Raw genomic sequence first — 16,911 nt, forward strand, 5'->3', positions numbered from 1 at the left:
TCGGTGATTCGACACCAACGAGCTGTTCAGGAGGCCCTGTTCGTATGCGTCCAGCGCCCCGCGATCACCCGATCGGGACTCCCGTTCGACGCACATCTCTCAAGATCGAAAAGAGAACAGCTTCTAAGACCGGCCGACGCACAGCAGCCGTCCCCGCGCCAGGCCTCCCGGCCCTCCTTGACGGCGATCCCGGCTACCACCAGAGCCGCGATCGGATCCGCCCACGACCAGCCGAACGCCGCATTCGCGACCAGCCCGACCGGCAGAACCGCCGACAGATGGGTGCACAGCAGGGGTCTGCTTGGAGTCCGCAACCGCCGACGCCCACGCCGATGGGACGTGGCCATCTGCCAGCTCCGGCGCGCTGTCCGCCGAGACGGGAGGACCGCGCGCTGGGAGCGAGGACCGGGGGCACGCACCAGTGCGGCCGATGCCCCGTTACCGGGTGGCCGGGCGGACCGCGCCACGGCGATCGGCTGCCTCACCGAGGTGAGGAGCAAGAGCAGGTATGGCAACCGAGCAGGAGCCTGTACCCCCGTGCACGCCGCAGGCATCTCCGCCCGCCAGAACCGCTGGCCCGCGAGATCCTGAACCTGAGCGAGACGTTGCGGTCGAGCATCGCCCGACCAACCACCATGTCGGAGTACGAGGCGTCGCCGGTGGCAGCCAACTCCGGCCTCGCCCCGCCATCCAGATTCAGTAGGCGGCCTACTACTTGCACGCCCTGACCGCAGTCGGCACCCTCCCTCCCAGGCCGCAGTCCACCGCCTGAATCGACCTCACGCTGGCAGGGCTGCACTCCGTCGGTTGACAGGCCATGCAACATCGCGTGCCGGCGGTTACTGGAAACGGCGTCAGAGGTTCAGTGTGATGGCAGCACCGACGCCGCCGAGGCCGAGGGCGAAGACGGCCGGGGCCCAGCCACCGCTGCCCCAGCGGAAGAACCGGTCGACGGCGAGCCGGCCCGGACCCATCGCCGCGATCGCCAGGGCGACGACGGCGATGCAGATGTTGTACTCGACACCGCCGTCCGCCAGCCACAGACCGTGGGCCCCACCGACAGTCGCCATGGCGTTGATCATCACTCCGATCAATGCGGCAGCGGCGAGCGGGGTGAGGAAACCCAGGGCCAGACCGAGGCCGCCGAGAAGTTCCGACAGGCCGCCGATCACCGCGAAGACCTCTCCTGGGTGGTAGCCCAGGGCATCGAACCCCTTGCCGGTCGCCGCCAGCCCGTCACCGCCGAAGAGACCGAACAACTTCTGGGCACCGTGCCCGGCCATGATCAATCCGAAAGTCATCCTTATGAGCAGAAGTCCCCAGTCGGAAGCCGACGTCCACGCGGCGGTGGGGTGCGCTGTCGGTCCTGCCGGGGCCGACATCCGGTACAAAACGTGTTTCACATCCATGTGACTGCTCCAAAAGGGAAGCCATAACGGGCAGGACCCAAGTTCCGTAAGACACCGAGTCACCGGTCCGAGGCGTGCCCCGCACGGTTTCGCAGAACGTCTGCCGCCCTGTCTCCTACACTTCCGCAGCGGCGGTGAGCGTGCACCTGGGGCCTGGGAACCGACGAAAATGGAGGGGCGGCGGCGTAGGGGGACGCGTCGTTGATGTCCTCCCGGGCCTACGCTCCCCCAGCAGTTCGGACCTGGTCCAGAAAGCAGGCGAAGGCTGGGTAAGGACATGCGCGCCGGAAGAGGAGACGGCCTACTGCCTGCACGCGCTCCCGGAAGCAGACCCCCTCCCTACGAGGCCGCCGTCCACCGCCTGGTCGACCTCACACTGACAGGTCAGGGCCGCCCCGGCGCGGCTGGTGCCCGCGCGGCCGGCGCCCAGAAGGGGTCATGCGGGCCTGGAATAGCGCGGGGCGAAGGCGGTCACCAGTGTCCTGACATTGCGCAGGCACTCATCCGGTCAGCTGGGCGGCGGACCGGCGAAGCGCCTGGGTCAGCTGGCCGAGACCGGGGTCCTCGACCGGCATGTGTCCGCAGTGTGTCGGCGTACACGTGAGAAAAGTCCGTACGCCGACACGTGGTGCGCTCGCGTACCAGTCCGGCCTCCTTGAGGCGGGCCAGCGCCAGGTCGAGGAGGCGGTCGGCACCGTCGTCTTCGGCGAGACGGTCACGGAAGTCGGCCAGCACGCTGTGATGGAGACCGGGATCATCCAGCTCCATGGCCATCGCGTACTTGACGTCGATGCGGCAGCGGACCGTCTCGGCGGCCTGTCGGTCCGACAGACCGAGCAGGAACTGCAGCACACAGACGGTGGCCAGTTTGAGCAGGCGAGAGACCGGGGCACCCGTCCCGCGGGTACCAGTCGGCGAAATCCTCGTCGCACCACAGCCCATCGAGGCGGTCACGTGCCCATATCGCCGTCGTGCCACCCGGGTTGCTCGCCCGCGCGACCTGCGCAGTCAGGCGGGACCTGCTCACCGGAACGGGGGCGAAGGGACAACGGGCACCTCGACGGCTGCATCGGTCGGCGGAACTACGCGAGCCTGCCCGTTGATCATGCTGCCGCACCGGGAACTCCAAGATCCCCGACAGAGTCAAGCTCAGACCGCATCCGGAAGTGTCCGGGAGCGACCTTCCGGATCTGCTGAAACGCCTCGCGCAGGTCCCGGCCCCGCGGGATGCGCGGGGAGTACGGCCCCCTCTCGTGACGCTCCCGGCACGGACGGCCTGCGCGGTCCTCGCCGGAGCGCGATCCCTGCTCGCGGTGAGTGAATGGCTGGCCGACGCACCACCGGCCCTGCTCGAACGGCTCGGCACTGCCGTCCCTGCGCCATGTCAGGGACGTCGCCTTCGCCGAGGACGCCTCCCAGCTTCGGACCGGAAACACCCCCAGAGCGATGGTCACCTGCAGAAACCTCGTGATCGGAGCTCTCCGCCTGACCGGCGCCCGCAACATCGCCTCCGGCCTCCGACGGGCCGCCCGAGACCGAACCCGGACCCTTGCCCCTCTCGGCCTCACATGATCAAAACGGACGACATCAACTACGCCGAAGCCCTGCCCCTGGGGATGCCGCGGATGTCAGCTGGTCGGGGCTTGGGTGAGCCGACAGGGCCCTTCGGCCTCTTGTTGGGCCGGTAGCCCAGGCTGTTCATGATGGCCTGATGACTCGGGGTATCACCTCTTCCCCAACTCCGTCGTCGCCGAGTCCCCTCCTCGACCGACTGATCAACGAATTGCGGACTCGCCGGAGTGGAGCCAGCGTAGGGCGGCAAAATCACAGATCTGGGCGGCGCGCAGCTTCGGGGGAGGCGTTGAAAGCGAACGGCGGCAGTCGTACACCGTGAGCTCCAGCGCGGCAACCGCGGCCTGTGCGCGGCCGCCGCCCAGGTCCTTCAGCTTGGATCGGTGCCAGCCCTCTTCGGACGGATATCAGACGGTGAAGGCTTCGATGAGGGTCCAGATGGCGAGTCCGGCCATGCACAGGGCGCCGATGCGCTGGACGGTCTTGAGAGGGACTCGCTGGGCGATGAAGCGGCCGACCAGCAGGGCGAGAGCGGAGACGGACATCAGCGCGAGGGCGGAGCCGATTGCGGTGGGCAGCCAGCCGTTGGTGGCGGCCAGGTTGGCGGTGGTGATCTGGGTGAGGTCGCCCCATTCGCTGATGAAGACGGCCATGAAGGCGGTGGTGTAGACGGGCCAGAAGCCGCTGACGGTCTTGGCGGCCCCGTCTTCGTCATCGTCGTCTCCGCCGCGCAGCAGGACGAAGGCCCCGAAGGCGAAGAGGGCGGCGGAGACGAGTTTGACGGCCATGGTCGGAAGCAGGCTGAGCAGGCTGCCGGCGCCGACGGCGATGGCGACGTGGACGATGAAGGCGGTGGAGGTGCCGAACCATACATACAGCGGACGCATCCGGGTGCCCATGGCCAGCGAGGCGAACATGGTCTTGTCGGGGAGTTCCGCGAGGAAGATCAGCCCGAAGGCGGTGATGATCGCCAGGGGGTCGAGAGTCATTCCCTTGCTTTCTGCTGGGGCCGGGCCGTCGGTTCGGGCGGCACCCAGCAGGGCGACGGGAGGAACCACTCGGCCCGGCACGACGGAGCGGCCCGCAGATGCGGGCCTGATCATGCCTTGGCCGAAGGTCTCGTCCGCCCCGCACACTGTGCGGTGACCCGGTGGCCGGGACGTCCAGGACGCCCAGTATGTCGACCAGCGGTTTTCGGGACTACTCCCCTTCGCTGGCACTCAGCGTAACAGGCGGGGCAGAACCCCGGTGTCGGCTACTCGGGGCCCCTGTCTGCCTGCCGCCTATGGAGCGGCTTGAGGTAAGTGCGGGGGCGGCGGCTGGCGACGGGTCAGTGAGTCTGGGCGAGGTCGTCAGGGTCGATGTCGTTCGGGCTCAGCCGCACGCAGCATTCCCCGGTCGCGGGGGCGAGGACGGCTTGGACTCCGCTCACCTGAAGGCCGTTGAGGAAGCCGCTGAGGAAGGCCTGGTTCATGCCGCACACCAGGTCGGGGGCCTTCGCGGCCAGCGGGTGGAAGGGGCAGTTGCGCAGGCGGAGCCGGGCGGGGGCTTCCCGCACGGGCTCGTAGCCGCACTGGTCCAGCAGCTGTTCGCAGGCGGTCACCCCGCGCTCGGGACCGAGGCGGCCTGGGCGGGTCTCGTCCCGCGCGGCCTCGCCGATCTGCCGGCCGCGCTGCTCGGCGGTGCGGATGGCCGCCTGCGCGGCGCTCTCGCCGGCCTCCTCGGTCAGGACGGCGTCCAGGAGAAGGTCCGCGAGGAGTTCGTGGCGCCGGTCGGGGATGTTGACGGTGATCTGGGCGTCGGTGGGCTCGTACACCTTCGGCCGCCTGCCGACCTTGCGGATGGTGCCGGGTGTCTCGACCCGGGTGCGCAGCAGGCCGGCGTCGACGAGCTTGTCGAGGTGGAAGGCGGCGAGCTTGCGGGATATGCCGACGCTGGCGGCGGCCTCGTCGCGGGTGACGGCGCGGCCCGCGCGGCGGATGAAGCCGAACATGCGCCGTCGTGAGTACTCGCTCAGGACGCTGACGGAGTCGATGGCGCTGCCGACCGTGTCGGCCTGCGGTGTCTGATCGGAAGCCACAAGACCACGATATCCCCCATCAGTGTGGGCACAAGTGTTCATTCGTCTATTGGGTCCTGCACATCTTGACGGCCAACATGAATAAGGCAAAGATCTATTGGTGAAATTAAGGGAGGTTGCGATGGCTGATGAGCCACACCTTCAGGCGAAGCGTCCGGTCAGTGCCTCGCTCGCCGGCCCGTACGGCCACCCGTTCCACCCGATCCTGGTCACGGTGCCGATCGGCGCCTGGGTGACCAGCCTGGTGTTCGACATCGCCTCCCACGTCGTCGACCGCCCGGGCTTTTTGACCCAGTCCTCGCAGTGGCTGATCGCGGTCGGGGGGATCGGTGCCGTGCTGGCAGCGTTGGTCGGCTTCCTCGACCTGTGCGCGATCCCCGCCGGCACCCGGGCCTTTCGCACCGCCCTGGTGCACATGACGCTGAACCTGCTGGTGACCGCCGCCTATGCCGTCAACTTCCTGTGGCGCCACGGCACCTACACCGACGGCGAAAGCGTCGGCCCGGGACAACTCGCCCTCGCCGCGGCCAGCGTCGCGGTCCTGGGCGTCTCGGGATTCCTGGGCGGCAAGCTCGCCTACCGGTACGGCGTCCGCGTCGCCGACGAGAACACCCAGGCCGAGGGATACACACCCGGCGGCAACACCCGAAACGCCCGCCCTGATGCCTGAAACCGCACGACCCGCACCGCGGGCTGCCTTCATCACTTCACTGGAGAGTTCCTGATGGACATCGCCGCACTGATCACCTGGGTGATCACCGCCCTCGGCGGCTTCTACATGCTCGGAACCTGGATCCAACGCGGCGGACTCCGCCAGCAGCAGTCCGGCACCAGCCGCCTGCCCGCACCGGTGGTCTTCGGGCACTTCGCCCTGGCCGCAGTCGGACTGGTGGTGTGGATCATCTACGTCGTCGCCGACAAGAGCGCCCTGGCCTGGACCTCCTTCGGCCTGCTACTGCCGGTCGCCCTGCTGGGATTCGTGATGCTGGCCCGATGGATCCCGGTCTACCGAGACCGCACCATGGCCGGAGCACCCACCACGGCATCGACTCAGGGAGCCGACGGGACCGTCCCGGCCGAACGCAGCTTCCCGGTGCCAGTCGTCCTCGCTCACGGCCTCTTCGCCGTCATCACCCTCGTCCTGGTCCTGCTCACCGCCCTCGGCATCGGAGGCAACTGAGACAACCGAGGACCCGCGCCACGACACCGCCCGAATAGACCTGCACGGCGAGGAAGACACGGCGGCATCGACCTCGCCGCCGCCGAAGAAGCGGTCGGCCAGTACCGAGCCTGCGCTCCGGCCGGTGCCGGCCCGGCTTCGTGGAGTGCCCGTGATTGTGTGATCAGGGCGGCTTGCTGAGTTTCGATCCTGACGCCGCCGGTAGCCCTGCTTGCACTCGCCCCAAGCCCGCCGGGGCCCTCCCACCTCACCGCACGCCCGCGCAGCCGCCGCTCCGGGCACGCCGACAGCTCGGCCGGGCGCCGTCGGCGCCGCAACGTGCCACCGTCGCCAGCCCGTTGGCCCACAGGTAGGAGTGCCCGCCCGCCATGTCGAACCCACCCCGGAAGCAGTACCGATGACCAGCCGCCAGGCACCCATGACAGCGCCTGCCCCGATCCCCGCTACGCCGAACACGCCCACTCCGGGCCGGGCCGAAGCCCCACACGGACGCTCTCAAGCAGAGAGCCTCAGCAGGACCGCCGACCCCGAAGCCCCCGGACGACACCACACGGTGTCCGCGCCCCCCGTTTCTCCCCGCTCGGAGGAGCCCCACCATGAACCGGGACGTCGATCCCGTACTGCCCCCCGGCCCTCCCCGACCACCAGGCCGCCGTACCCGCGCGCCCGGACCGGCATCGCCGTCTCGCCCACCGTCTACGCATCATCGCCGCTCCCACCCAGGCCACCGCCCGGAAGCTGGAGAAACTGTCCGGCGAGCGAGCCGTTGACACGGCCCTGACGCCGGGCAACGGAATCGGGACCGCGGACTGCACGAGCCCGACGTGGGGCGTCCAGGCCAGTGCACGCGTCAACGGCTCAATACCGCCCCGGCCCCAAGGACACGGTCCGCATCAATGCCCGCACCCGGGCCGCCCCGCTGGCACGATGCCCTCATGCAGCCGCCGCCTACACCCTGCCCCGCCGAACAGGGCCGGGACGCCCGCCCATCGAGACCTTGGCCGCCGCCCTGATGACCACGGCGCCAGCGCGGCATCCACGACGGTGCCAATCTCGTGCAGAGTCCCCCAACAGGCGAGGCACTCGCCGTGCGAATCTCGGATGGATGGCACAAGTGCCAAAGCGGTGCCATTGCGGCTGAGACTGTGCCGCGAATTTTGAGACCCAACAGCTGGCGTTGCTCGGGGCTGTCCTGGAGGTCTGCCATGCCCCGAACCATCTGGTCCGGCGCCGTCAGTTTCGGCCTGGTCACCGTGCCGGTCCACGTGGTCAGCGCGACCGAGGGCCACAGCATCCGGTTCCATCAGGTCCACCTCGAGGACATGGCCCGGGTACGGACACGCAAGTTCTGCGAGTGGAGGACCGCAAGGTCCGCAGCGACGAGATCGGCAAGGGCTACCACCTCACCCAGGAACAGGTCGTACCGGTCACCGACCAGGAGCTGCGGGACCTGCCCCTTTGGAGCGGCGGTCACCCTCACGGGTGACGAGTGAGGCAGATCGAGTGCGGCAGCATGGGGAACCAACGAGGCTTCTGCGCTGATGAGTTGAGACATCGAACACCTCTCTCAACGGCACAGAAGCCTCGTGCGGTGCGGAAGGCCAGCCCGTCACCCGACCGGTGGCCACTCTGGCAACGCTCACTGACTCAGGGCGGTGTCCATCACGCTCATACGTGACCGTCGGCAAGCCGGAGCCTCGGAGGCGCCCGGCCCGGCGGGATCAGAACACCGACAGCCCCGTGAGCGTGGTGAAGAGGTCCAGCGCCGCCACTCCGGCGACGGAGTTGCCCCGTTCGTCCAGACCGGGGCTCCACACGCACAGTGCGCAGCGACCGGGCACGACGGCGATGATGCCGCCGCCCACCCCGCTCTTGCCGGGCAGGCCGACGCGGTAGGCGAAGTCGCCGGCGGCATCGTAGGTTCCACAGGTCAGCATGACGGCGTTGACCTGCTTGGCCTGGCTGCGGGTCAGCAGTCGAGTGCCGTCTGCGCGTATGCCGTGCCGGGCCAGGAGGGTGGCCGCCAGCGCGAGGTCGGCGCAGGAGGCTGTGACCGAGCACTGGCGGAAGTACTGGTCGAGCAGGAGCGGAACAGGGTTGTCGATGTTGCCGTAGGAGGCCATGAAGTGGCCAAGGGCGGCGTTGCGGTCGCCGTGCGCGGCCTCCGAGGCGGCGACCTCCAGGTCGAAATCGAGGTCCGGGTTCCCGCTCTCGGCACGCAGCAGCCGCAGGAGCTCGCCCGCCGCGTCACCGGTGCGGGTGTGGAGGCGGTCGGTGACGACCAGGGCGCCGGCGTTGATGAACGGGTTGCGCGGGATGCCGTTCTCGTACTCGAGCTGTATCAGGGAGTTGAACGGGTTGCCGGAAGGTTCGCGGCCCACGTGCTCCCACAGTTCGTCGCCCTCATGGGCCAGGTCCAGGGCCAGGGTGAAGACTTTGGTGACGGACTGCGTGGAGAACGGCTCGCGCCACTCGCCCACCCCGTGGACGGTGCCGTCCAGCTCGGCTACGGCCATGCCGAAGGCGCGCGGGTCGCGGGCGGCGAGCGCCGGGATGTAGTCGGCGGACCGCCCCCGGCCGGGCGTCCTCGCGATCTCCTCGGCAATATGTTCCAGAACCTGCTGATAGTCCATCGTCGATGTCACGGCGCCCATTGTGCTCACAAGGCCCGTGGGGCTGCGGTGAGGCCCTCGTCGGCGATGGCGTGAACCGCCGGCGACCTCCGGTCTCCTCCCGGAAGCCCGACAGGCCGCTACCGCGGATCTTCGCAGTGGACTGCGCCGAACGCCTGGAAGCGGCCCGCTGCAGGCTTCGTCCAGCCCATGCTCAACGCGAAAGGGGCGGGAGCCGGCATCGCGCCGGCTCCGGCCCCGTACGCCTCCGCTACGACCAGCGGCGCAGCACAGCACGGGCCGGCAGCGTGACCGCGAGCAGTGCCAGGCCGCCGGCGGCGACCGCGAAGGATCCGTACACCAGCGGGGGCACGTACGGCGCCTCACCGGTCACGCCGTTCATCATGGGGATCAGCGTGGCCGCGGCGATCGCGGAGCCGAGGACCACGCCCACCACGGAGACCAGCAGGCCCTCCCAGCGCAGCATCGTCATCACCTGACGCCGGGTGGAGCCGACGAGGCGCAGCGTGCCCAGCTCTCGGCGGCGGTCCAGGACCGTCATCACCAGGGTGTTGACCGCGGCGACGGCTGCGAATCCGCCGAGGACCGCTGCCATGGTGTTGTTCATCCAGGCGCCCGTCTTCGCGTCGAGGTTCTGCTGGGTGGCGTAGCCGGAGGCGTCGGTGACCTCGCCCAGGGCGGTGAGTGACTTCTCCGAGCCGCCGCGTACCAGCAGGGTGCTGTCGAAGCCCGAGGTGACGTGCCCGGCCAGGGACGCCCGGTCCATGGTCACCGTGGCCAGGCCGAGGCCGCGGCCGTAAACCGCGACGATCTCGGGACTGACCTTCGTCCCGTCGGGAAGGTAGAGCGGGAGCCGGTCGCCGACGCCGGCGTCCGCCGACGTCGCCAGGGTCCTGTCGATGGCGATACGGCCCTTGCCGAGCCGGTCGAGGCTGCCCTCGCGTACGTCCAGGTCCTGCACCTTCGCCAGAGCGGCGCCGGAGCCGGTGACGCCCTGGGTGACCGCGCCCTGGAGCGACTTGAACTCGCCGGAGCCGGTCGGCACCAGCACCTGCGTGTTCAGCAGCCCGACGGCCGCCTCCACCCCCGGCGCGCGGGAGGCGTGTGTCACCGCGTCCACCGGGAGCCCGGCCGGGTCCGTCACCACGTGGTCCGCGGTGATGCCCGCGCGCAGTTGCCTGTCGGCGGCGTGCGTCTCGCTCGTGTGCATGAACACGAGGGTTGAGGAGAAGGCCACGGCGAGCACGATCGGAGTGATCGCGGAGGCGAGGCGGCGGGCGTTGGCACGGGAGTTGGCGGCCGCGAGCTCGGCCGCCGGGCCCGCGCCGCGCAGCGGGAGGCCGAACAGGCCCGCGCACAGCCGTGCCACCAGCGGGCCGAGCAGCCCTACGGCGAGCATGAAGAGCATGACGACGCCGAGGGCGGCGCCGGCCGCGTCGTCTCCGGCGGAGCGGGCGGACACGCCGGTGAGGATCGCGCCACCGACGAGGGCGCCGACGCCGAGGACGGTACGGGCGAGGCCGGGCCGCAGCCGCTCCACCGACGCCTCCGACAGCGCCTGTCCCGGCTTGATCTTCGCGGGTCGGCGCCCGGCGATCCAGCCTGCGCCGAGCGCGGTGAGCAACCCCATGACGACGGCGGCGAGCAGCGGGAGCCCGGAGACGTGCAGATCCACGGCGCGCGGGATGGCACCACGGTCCTGGAGCTGCCCGAACCACCAGTGTGCGAGCCCGACGCCGGGCAGGCAGCCGATGATCCCGGCGAGCGGCGCGACGAGCAGTGCTTCGGAGGCGACCGCGCGGCGGACCTGCCGCGGGGTGGCGCCGACGGCGCGCAGCAGGGCGAATTCGCGGGAGCGCTGCCCGACCGAGAGGGCGACGGTCCCGGCGGCGGTGAAGACCGCGACGATGGCGGCGATGCCGCCGAAGGAGCCGCCGATTCCGAAGAGTGTCACCTTGGCGTACCCGAGGCCCGGGTCCTCGACGGCGCCACGGTCGTCGCCGGTGTGGACCTGGGCACCGGAGCCGGCCAGGGCCTGCTTCACGGCTGCGGCGAGGGCGTCGGTGTCGGTGCCGTGCTCCGCCAGCACGACGACGGCGTCGGCCTTGCCGGGGTGCCCGGCGAGCGTGGGGGCCTGGGCGTCGGCGAACCAGGTCAGGGCGTCCGCGTCGCCGGAGTCCCGGGCGGTGTCCGCGGGGCCTGTCTCGGCGACGCCCGCGACGCGGAAGTCCTGCTGCCCGGCGGCGGTCTCCAGCACGACGGTGTCGCCGACGGCGGCCCGTGCGGCGCGGGCCGTACCCACGTCGAGCACGACTTCGCCCTCGCGGGGCGCGGAGCCGGTGGTCAACGAGGTGCCGGTGAAGGTGTGCGAGCCCCATCCGTGCGCGGTGAGCACACCGCCCGGAACGGGCAGTTCGCGGGCGCCGGAGTCCGCACCGTCGCTCCTCGCGCGCACCGGGAAGGTGAAGTCCGCGACGGCGGTGGCCGCACCCGGCACCTCGGCGGCCTTCGCCGCCAGCCCGGCATCCATCCGTGCCGTGTCCGGCAGCGGCGTCGCCTCCTTCTCGCGGTCCTCGCCGCTGCCGGTGACGACGTACTCGTACTGGTCCGCCGCCGCGACGACCGGCGCGTTCGCGTACCGGTCCGGCGGCACGGAGGCGCGCAGGCTGGTCTCGAGCAGGATTCCGCAGGCCGAGACGATCAGAGCGGACATCAGCAGCGCGAGGAAGGTCCCCGCGAAGGACGCGGGTTTGAAGCGGACGGCCTCACGGGCGAGTCCGTTGGGGCGCCTCATGCCGCCACCCCTGCCATTGCACCGGCGCGGGAGGTCCGCGAGGTGAGCAGGGCCATCCTTGCCGCGATCTGCTCCGCCGTGCCGCGCTCGAGGCGGTCGGCGAAGGACCCGTCGGCGAGGAACAGCACACGGTCGGCCCAGGCGGCCGCGGCCGGGTCGTGGGTGACCATGACGACGGTGGCGCCGAGCCCGTCCACGGCGTCGCGCAGCAGGCCGAGGACCTCGGCGGCGGTGCCGGTGTCGAGGGCGCCGGTGGGTTCGTCCGCGAAGATCACGTCGGGGCTGGTGACCAGGGCACGGGCGACGGCCACGCGCTGCTGCTGGCCGCCGGAGAGCTCTCCGGGCCGACGCCGCGCCTTGTCGGCGAGCCCGACCTGGGCGAGCACCGCCTGAGCCTGGCGCCGGTCCTGGCGCTGCCCGGCCAGGCGCATGGGCAGCAGCACGTTCTGCTCCACGGTCAGCGACGGCAGCAGGTTGAACGCCTGGAAGACGAAGCCGAGGCGGCTGCGGCGGAGCTCGGTGAGCTCGTTCTCGCTCATGCCGGTGATCTCCGTGCCGCCGAGGCGCACGGATCCCGCCGACGGCCGGTCGAGCCCGGCGGCGCACTGCAGGAAGGTGGACTTGCCGGACCCGGACGGGCCCATGACCGCGGTGAACGTTCCGCGTGGCAGGGCCAGGTCGATGCCCGCGAGGGCGTGCACCGTGCCCGCCCCTCGGCCGTACTGCCGCCGGACGTCGCGCAGTTCGACGGCGAGACCGGGCGTGGCGGCCGGGACGTCGGGCCGGTTGTCCACCTCCGCCCGGTTGTCCGCCTTCTGTCGCTTGCCGCTGCGTAGCCTCATGTCCCGTCTCCCTGATACGTGCACTTCTGTGACGGGTGAAGAGTGCGGGGACGGCTGTGTGCCGGGCGTCATACCCGGGAGCCAATGTGGAGGTGCTACCGCGGTAGGGGGTGGTGGAGGGGCGGCGGCCGTCCTACTCGCCCGGGGCCACCAGCCCCGACTCGTAGGCGAAGACCACCGCCTGGGCGCGGTCGCGCAGGTCGAGCTTGGTGAGGACGCGGCTGACGTGCGTCTTCACCGTCTGCTCGGCCAGCACCAGCGTCTGCGCGATCTCCCCGTTCGACCGGCCGCGGGCCACCAGGGTGAGGACCTCGGTCTCGCGTTCCGTCAGGCCCTTGAGGCGCAGCGCGGGCTTGCCCCGGGCGGCGGGACGCTGCTTGGCGAAGTCCGCGATGAGGCGGCGCGTCACGGAGGGGGCGAGCAGCGCGTCACCCGAGGCCACGACGCGTACCGCCGCGATGAGGTCGGCCGGCGGCGCGTCCTTGAGCAGGAACCCGCTCGCGCCCGCCCGAAGCGCCTCGTAGACGTAGTCGTCGACGTCGAACGTGGTGAGCATCAGGACGCGCGGCCGGTGTGTCACACCCGGCGGCGGCTCCAGGAGGCGGCGAGCGGCCTCCAGGCCGTCCATCTCGGGCATCCGGACGTCCATCAGCACGACGTCGGGACGGGTGCGCCGGCTCAGCTCGACGCCCTGCGCGCCGTCGGGAGCCTCGCCCACCACGTCGATGTCGCTCTGGGCGGCCAGCAGCGCGGCGAAACCGGCCCGCACCATGGCCTGGTCGTCGACGATGATGACGCGCGTCGTCATGTGAAGTCCTTTTCGGTCAGGGGAAGTAGGGCGGCGACCCGGAAGCCGCCGTCCGGCAGCGGCCCCGCGTCGAGGGTGCCGCCGATGATCCGTACCCGCTCGCGCATGCCGACGAGACCGTGCCCGGTGCCGCTCACCTCGAGCGGCCCGGCGGGCGGCTCTGGCGGCGGGCCGTTGACGACCAGGACGGTGAGCTGCGCGCCGTCCTGCGGGTCGCGCTCCGACACCGACAGCGACACCTGCGTGTGTGCGCCCGGCGCGTGCCGCACGACGTTCGCGAGGGCCTCCTGGACGATCCGGTAGGCGGACAGGCCCACCGCCTCGGGCACGTCGACGTCGCACGGGGTGAACTCCACCGGTCCGCGGGCCCTGGCCGTCGCCTCCACCAGCTGCCCGATCTGCGCCAGGCCCGGCTGGGGCACCAGCTCGCCGCGCGCCTCCTCGTTGCGCAGCACGCCGAGGAGGCGCCGCATCTCGCCGAGCGACTCGCGCGCGGTCGCCGCGATGGAGGTGAACTCGTCCCGCACGTCCGGCGGAAGTTTGTCGAGGCGGTACTCCGCGGTGTCCGCCTGCACCGTGATGACGGACATGTGGTGCGCCACCACGTCGTGCAGCTCGCGGGCGATCCGGGCGCGCTCCTCCAGCAGCGTGCGCCGGCCCCGCTCGGCCTCGCTGATCGTCTCCTGCTCGACCAGCCTGCGCTGCACCTCGGACCGCTCTCGGAGCGCACCGCCCAGCAGCAGCGCGACGCCCCCGAGGATGGTGAACAGCAGGCCCATGGCGCCGAAGCCGTGGGGCGCGGCGAACCCCAGGGCCACGTTCGCGCTCGCCGTGGCCAGCCACACCAGCAGCAGCGTCCGGCGCCGCTCGCGCAGGCCCAGGGCGAGGCAGAGGCCGACGTACCCGACGATCTCCATGGGCGGGAACGGCCACAGCAGCCGCTCCTGGAAGTCGACGGTGAGCAGGACGAGCGCGCCGGCGCCGTCCGCGACGAAGACCACGCACCAGGCCTGCAGTGGCCGTACGACGGCGAGCAGCAGCGGCGCGGCCTGCGCGACGGCCAGCCCGGCGGCAACACTGCCGTTCAGGCCGTAGTCGGCGGTGAGGACCACGATGGTCGTGGGCAGCAGGGCGACGCACAGCACGAACGCCACGGCCCACGGCAGTAAGCGTACCCACGGACGTGAGGCGCCCGCGAGCAGCGCACGCGGGCGTTCCTCCTTCGCTGAGGTCATGCGCACCAGCCTATGTTCACCGCGACGGCGTCCGGACAGGCAGGGGGCGTCGGCTCCTCAGATATCGGCACGCAGCGGTTCTCCCACTTCGTGCATGTGCCGCGGGGCCCGGCGGTAGGAGTCGACGAGGCCGGTCTGCGCGTAGGGGATGCCGAGGTCGCGGCAGCGGGCCTTCACCATGGGCAGGGCGAGCCTGAGGTGCGGGCGGGGCATGCTGGGGAACAGGTGGTGCTCGATCTGGTAGTTGAGTCCGCCGAGGAACCAGTCGGTGAGGAAGCCGCCCCTGATGTTGCGGGACGTGAGGACCTGGCGGCGCAGGTGTCCCCACTTCTCCCCGTCAGGGTCGGGGCATGTCCATGCCCTTGTGGTTGGGTGCGAAGGCCATGCCCAGGCGCAGCCCGAACGGGGCCTGGTGGATCGCTGCGAAGACGAGTCCGTGCGTGAGCGGCACGGTCCTGAGGAGGAGGGTGACGGACCCGGCGATGTGGGCGATGAGGAGCGCGCCCTCCACCAGTCGTTCGCGGCCGGTCCGACGGCGCAGGTCCTGGAAGCCGTAGAGCTTCAGGGCGATCCTTTCGAGGAGGGTCAGGGGAAGAAGAGCCATGCCTGGCGGCGGGTGAGCCAGCCGCGGAAACCCGTGCGTGTGGCGGCCGGCTCGCTGGTGAAGACGAGGACGTCGGCGGCGACGTCGGGATCCTTGTCCCTGTGAAAGACAACTTCTGGCGCGAGGCCGGGATCAGCAGGGCCACGATGGACCGGGCCACCACCATCCTCGCCGAGTGGGACGCCCGCGCCGCCGCCAGCCCGACGGCGCTTCACCAGCGCCGGCGCGACAACGAAAACGGGGGCCTTGCTGCTCGTCACCGTGGGAGTGTTCCTCCTGCGATCGGGGTGGTTGAAAACCAACGAGTCGGGGGCGGTGCAAGTAAATCCGGGCATCCTCTTCCTGCGCGCTTTCGCCCCAACGGCAGCCGCAGCAATGGTGTTCCTCCTGGTATTCGGCCTCCTGGGAGGATGGATCCTCGCCGGACGCATGCTCGCCCCCCTGGACCGAATCACCCACGCCACCCGCACGGCCGCGGCCGGATCACTGTCCCACCGGATCCGTCTGCCGGGCCGCAAGGACGAGTTCCGCGAACTCGCCGACGCCTTCGACATGATGCTCGCCCAGCTCGAAGCACACGTCGCGGAACAGCAGAGATTCGCCGCCAACGCCTCGCACGAGCTACGTACCCCGCTGGCGATCTCGAAGACACTCATCGACGTCGCCCGCGCCGATCCGAACCACGACACCGGCGAACTCGTCGACCGCCTCCACACCATCAACACCCGGGCCATTGACCTCACCGAGGCACTGCTCCTGCTCAGCCGCGCCAACCTGCGGTCCTTCACCCGAGAACACGTCGACCTGTCACTCGTCGCAGAGGAAGCAGCCGAAACGCTCCACCCGCTCGCGGAAAAGCACGGTGTCACCCTCGAGACCAGCGGCGGCATCGCCCCCACGAGCGGTTCGCCCGCGCTCCTGCTGCAGCTCACCACGAACCTCGTCCACAACGCGGTCGTCCACAACGTGCCGCAACAGGGCACCGTCCGGGTCCACACCGGCGTCCGCCCCAAGACCGTGGTGCTCACCGTGGAGAACACCGGCGAGCAGCTCACCCCCCAGCTGGTCGCGACCCTCACCGAACCCTTCCAGCGCGGCACCGAGCGCATCCACACCAACCAGGCAGGCGTCGGGCTGGGCCTGGCCATCGTCAAGACCATCACCGAGGCACACGACGGAACCCTCACGCTTACCCCACGCCCTGCCGGCGGGCTCCGCATCACCGTGGAATTGCCCGCGGCATCAGGAGGGTGAGCCCCGAGCCACCAACCGGGGCCGCCCGACACCTCCCAAGCCGTACAGGTATCAGCGATGGATCTGCCGGACATTGTCGGTGCCAGCGCACGAGGACGCCCGTCGGCTGCTCATCGAGCCACGCGCACCGCTCCTCACCCGAGGCTTCGTCACACACGATGGCTGGGCCGATCGGGCCGACCTGGGTCTGGACGTGGGCTCCAGGACTACGTCGATGACGACGGCCCGCTCATGGATGGGGAGCTGCGGGTTCGCCGGGCGGTTGTACTGCGCGTAGTGGTCGATCCGGCGGTCGCCACTCCCGCTCGGTGGCTACTTCCTTCGGGGGCGGCCCGGATAGGACCCGGCCGGGCGGATCGGGACGTCGTTCTTGAGAAGCTGTTGTCTTTCCGGACGTGATCGACGCGTTTCCGCTGGTCGGGGATAGGGGTGGTGGTTCCGTGGGAGTGGTGGCCTGTCGGGTCGTCGTTCCCGGGGAGGTCACGGATGCCGTCGGTTGT

At 70.6% G+C, this 16,911-nt stretch carries 12 protein-coding genes and 3 pseudogenes; 4 read left to right on the forward strand and 11 right to left on the reverse strand.

The window, feature by feature from the left end:
- Positions 1-26: 26 nt before the first annotated feature.
- The 5 genes and pseudogenes from RM812_RS37955 to RM812_RS37980 all read right to left on the reverse strand — a co-directional run.
- Positions 27-324: pseudogene (locus tag RM812_RS37955) on the reverse strand (hypothetical protein); the annotation flags it as partial.
- A 530-nt stretch (positions 325-854) separates the two neighbouring features.
- Positions 855-1,382 carry a DoxX family protein gene (locus tag RM812_RS37960; RefSeq protein WP_311584761.1) on the reverse strand — a complete coding sequence of 176 codons (528 nt, stop codon included), beginning with the start codon at positions 1,380-1,382 and terminating at the stop codon, positions 855-857.
- A 498-nt stretch (positions 1,383-1,880) separates the two neighbouring features.
- A complete protein-coding gene (locus tag RM812_RS37965; RefSeq protein WP_311584765.1) occupies positions 1,881-2,351 on the reverse strand; it encodes a transposase in 471 nt (156 codons plus the stop codon).
- 1,037 nt (positions 2,352-3,388) lie between these two features.
- Positions 3,389-3,970, reverse strand: a complete 582-nt coding sequence (locus RM812_RS37975) for a TMEM165/GDT1 family protein (RefSeq protein WP_311584731.1) — start codon at positions 3,968-3,970, stop codon at positions 3,389-3,391.
- Positions 3,971-4,311: 341 nt separating this feature from the next.
- The gene (locus tag RM812_RS37980) at positions 4,312-5,061 is read right to left on the reverse strand and encodes a helix-turn-helix transcriptional regulator (RefSeq protein ID WP_311584733.1); all 750 of its coding nucleotides are present in this window, start codon (positions 5,059-5,061) and stop codon (positions 4,312-4,314) included.
- 121 nt (positions 5,062-5,182) lie between these two features.
- On the opposite strand from RM812_RS37980, the gene RM812_RS37985 reads away from it, so the two are divergent.
- The 3 genes and pseudogenes from RM812_RS37985 to RM812_RS37995 all read left to right on the forward strand — a co-directional run.
- The gene (locus RM812_RS37985; RefSeq protein WP_311584736.1) at positions 5,183-5,731 is read left to right on the forward strand and encodes a DUF2231 domain-containing protein; all 549 of its coding nucleotides are present in this window, start codon (positions 5,183-5,185) and stop codon (positions 5,729-5,731) included.
- A gap of 54 nt (positions 5,732-5,785) precedes the next feature.
- On the forward strand, positions 5,786-6,241 hold the full coding sequence (locus RM812_RS37990; protein WP_311584739.1) for a hypothetical protein: 456 nt from the start codon (positions 5,786-5,788) through the stop codon (positions 6,239-6,241).
- Positions 6,242-7,446: 1,205 nt separating this feature from the next.
- Positions 7,447-7,700: pseudogene (locus tag RM812_RS37995) on the forward strand (Ku protein); the annotation flags it as partial.
- Between the two features lie 262 nt (positions 7,701-7,962).
- Here the strand turns inward: RM812_RS37995 and RM812_RS38000 are convergent.
- From RM812_RS38000 to RM812_RS38025, 6 genes and pseudogenes are all read right to left on the reverse strand, one after another.
- Positions 7,963-8,895 (reverse strand): glutaminase, encoded by a 933-nt coding sequence (locus tag RM812_RS38000; RefSeq protein WP_311584742.1) that lies wholly within the window; start codon positions 8,893-8,895, stop codon positions 7,963-7,965.
- Positions 8,896-9,124: 229 nt separating this feature from the next.
- Positions 9,125-11,668 (reverse strand): ABC transporter permease, encoded by a 2,544-nt coding sequence (locus tag RM812_RS38005; RefSeq protein ID WP_311584745.1) that lies wholly within the window; start codon positions 11,666-11,668, stop codon positions 9,125-9,127.
- Positions 11,665-12,510: an ABC transporter ATP-binding protein gene (locus RM812_RS38010; RefSeq protein WP_311584748.1), complete on the reverse strand. Its 846-nt coding sequence runs from the start codon at positions 12,508-12,510 to the stop codon at positions 11,665-11,667. Before RM812_RS38010 ends, RM812_RS38005 begins: the two co-directional genes overlap by 4 nt.
- 133 nt (positions 12,511-12,643) lie before the next feature.
- Entirely contained in the window at positions 12,644-13,318 is a 675-nt protein-coding gene (locus RM812_RS38015) for a response regulator transcription factor (protein WP_311584751.1), read from the reverse strand.
- Positions 13,315-14,553: a sensor histidine kinase gene (locus RM812_RS38020; protein WP_311584754.1), complete on the reverse strand. Its 1,239-nt coding sequence runs from the start codon at positions 14,551-14,553 to the stop codon at positions 13,315-13,317. The genes RM812_RS38015 and RM812_RS38020 overlap by 4 nt, the downstream gene beginning before the upstream one ends.
- 57 nt (positions 14,554-14,610) lie before the next feature.
- Positions 14,611-15,261 (reverse strand): annotated as a pseudogene (locus RM812_RS38025) (acyl-CoA desaturase); the annotation flags it as partial.
- Positions 15,262-15,403: 142 nt separating this feature from the next.
- On the opposite strand from RM812_RS38025, the gene RM812_RS38030 reads away from it, so the two are divergent.
- Entirely contained in the window at positions 15,404-16,411 is a 1,008-nt protein-coding gene (locus RM812_RS38030) for a sensor histidine kinase (RefSeq protein WP_311584757.1), read from the forward strand.
- Positions 16,412-16,911 lie beyond the last annotated feature (500 nt).

The organism is Streptomyces lancefieldiae, from assembly GCF_031845825.1.
Classification (GTDB): domain Bacteria; phylum Actinomycetota; class Actinomycetes; order Streptomycetales; family Streptomycetaceae; genus Streptomyces; species Streptomyces lancefieldiae.

Bases quoted from the DNA above. Each gene is read 5' to 3' on its own strand.
- RM812_RS38010 (WP_311584748.1), bottom strand. From the start codon at position 12,510: ATGAGGCTACGCAGCGGCAAGCGACAGAAGGCGGACAACCGGGCGGAG.
- RM812_RS37985 (WP_311584736.1), top strand. From the start codon at position 5,183: ATGGCTGATGAGCCACACCTTCAGGCGAAGCGTCCGGTCAGTGCCTCG.
- RM812_RS37990 (WP_311584739.1), top strand. From the start codon at position 5,786: ATGGACATCGCCGCACTGATCACCTGGGTGATCACCGCCCTCGGCGGC.
- RM812_RS38015 (WP_311584751.1), bottom strand. From the start codon at position 13,318: ATGACGACGCGCGTCATCATCGTCGACGACCAGGCCATGGTGCGGGCC.
- RM812_RS38000 (WP_311584742.1), bottom strand. From the start codon at position 8,895: ATGGGCGCCGTGACATCGACGATGGACTATCAGCAGGTTCTGGAACAT.
- RM812_RS37960 (WP_311584761.1), bottom strand. From the start codon at position 1,382: ATGTCGGCCCCGGCAGGACCGACAGCGCACCCCACCGCCGCGTGGACG.
- RM812_RS37975 (WP_311584731.1), bottom strand. From the start codon at position 3,970: ATGACTCTCGACCCCCTGGCGATCATCACCGCCTTCGGGCTGATCTTC.
- RM812_RS38005 (WP_311584745.1), bottom strand. From the start codon at position 11,668: ATGAGGCGCCCCAACGGACTCGCCCGTGAGGCCGTCCGCTTCAAACCC.
- RM812_RS38020 (WP_311584754.1), bottom strand. From the start codon at position 14,553: ATGACCTCAGCGAAGGAGGAACGCCCGCGTGCGCTGCTCGCGGGCGCC.
- RM812_RS37965 (WP_311584765.1), bottom strand. From the start codon at position 2,351: ATGGGCTGTGGTGCGACGAGGATTTCGCCGACTGGTACCCGCGGGACG.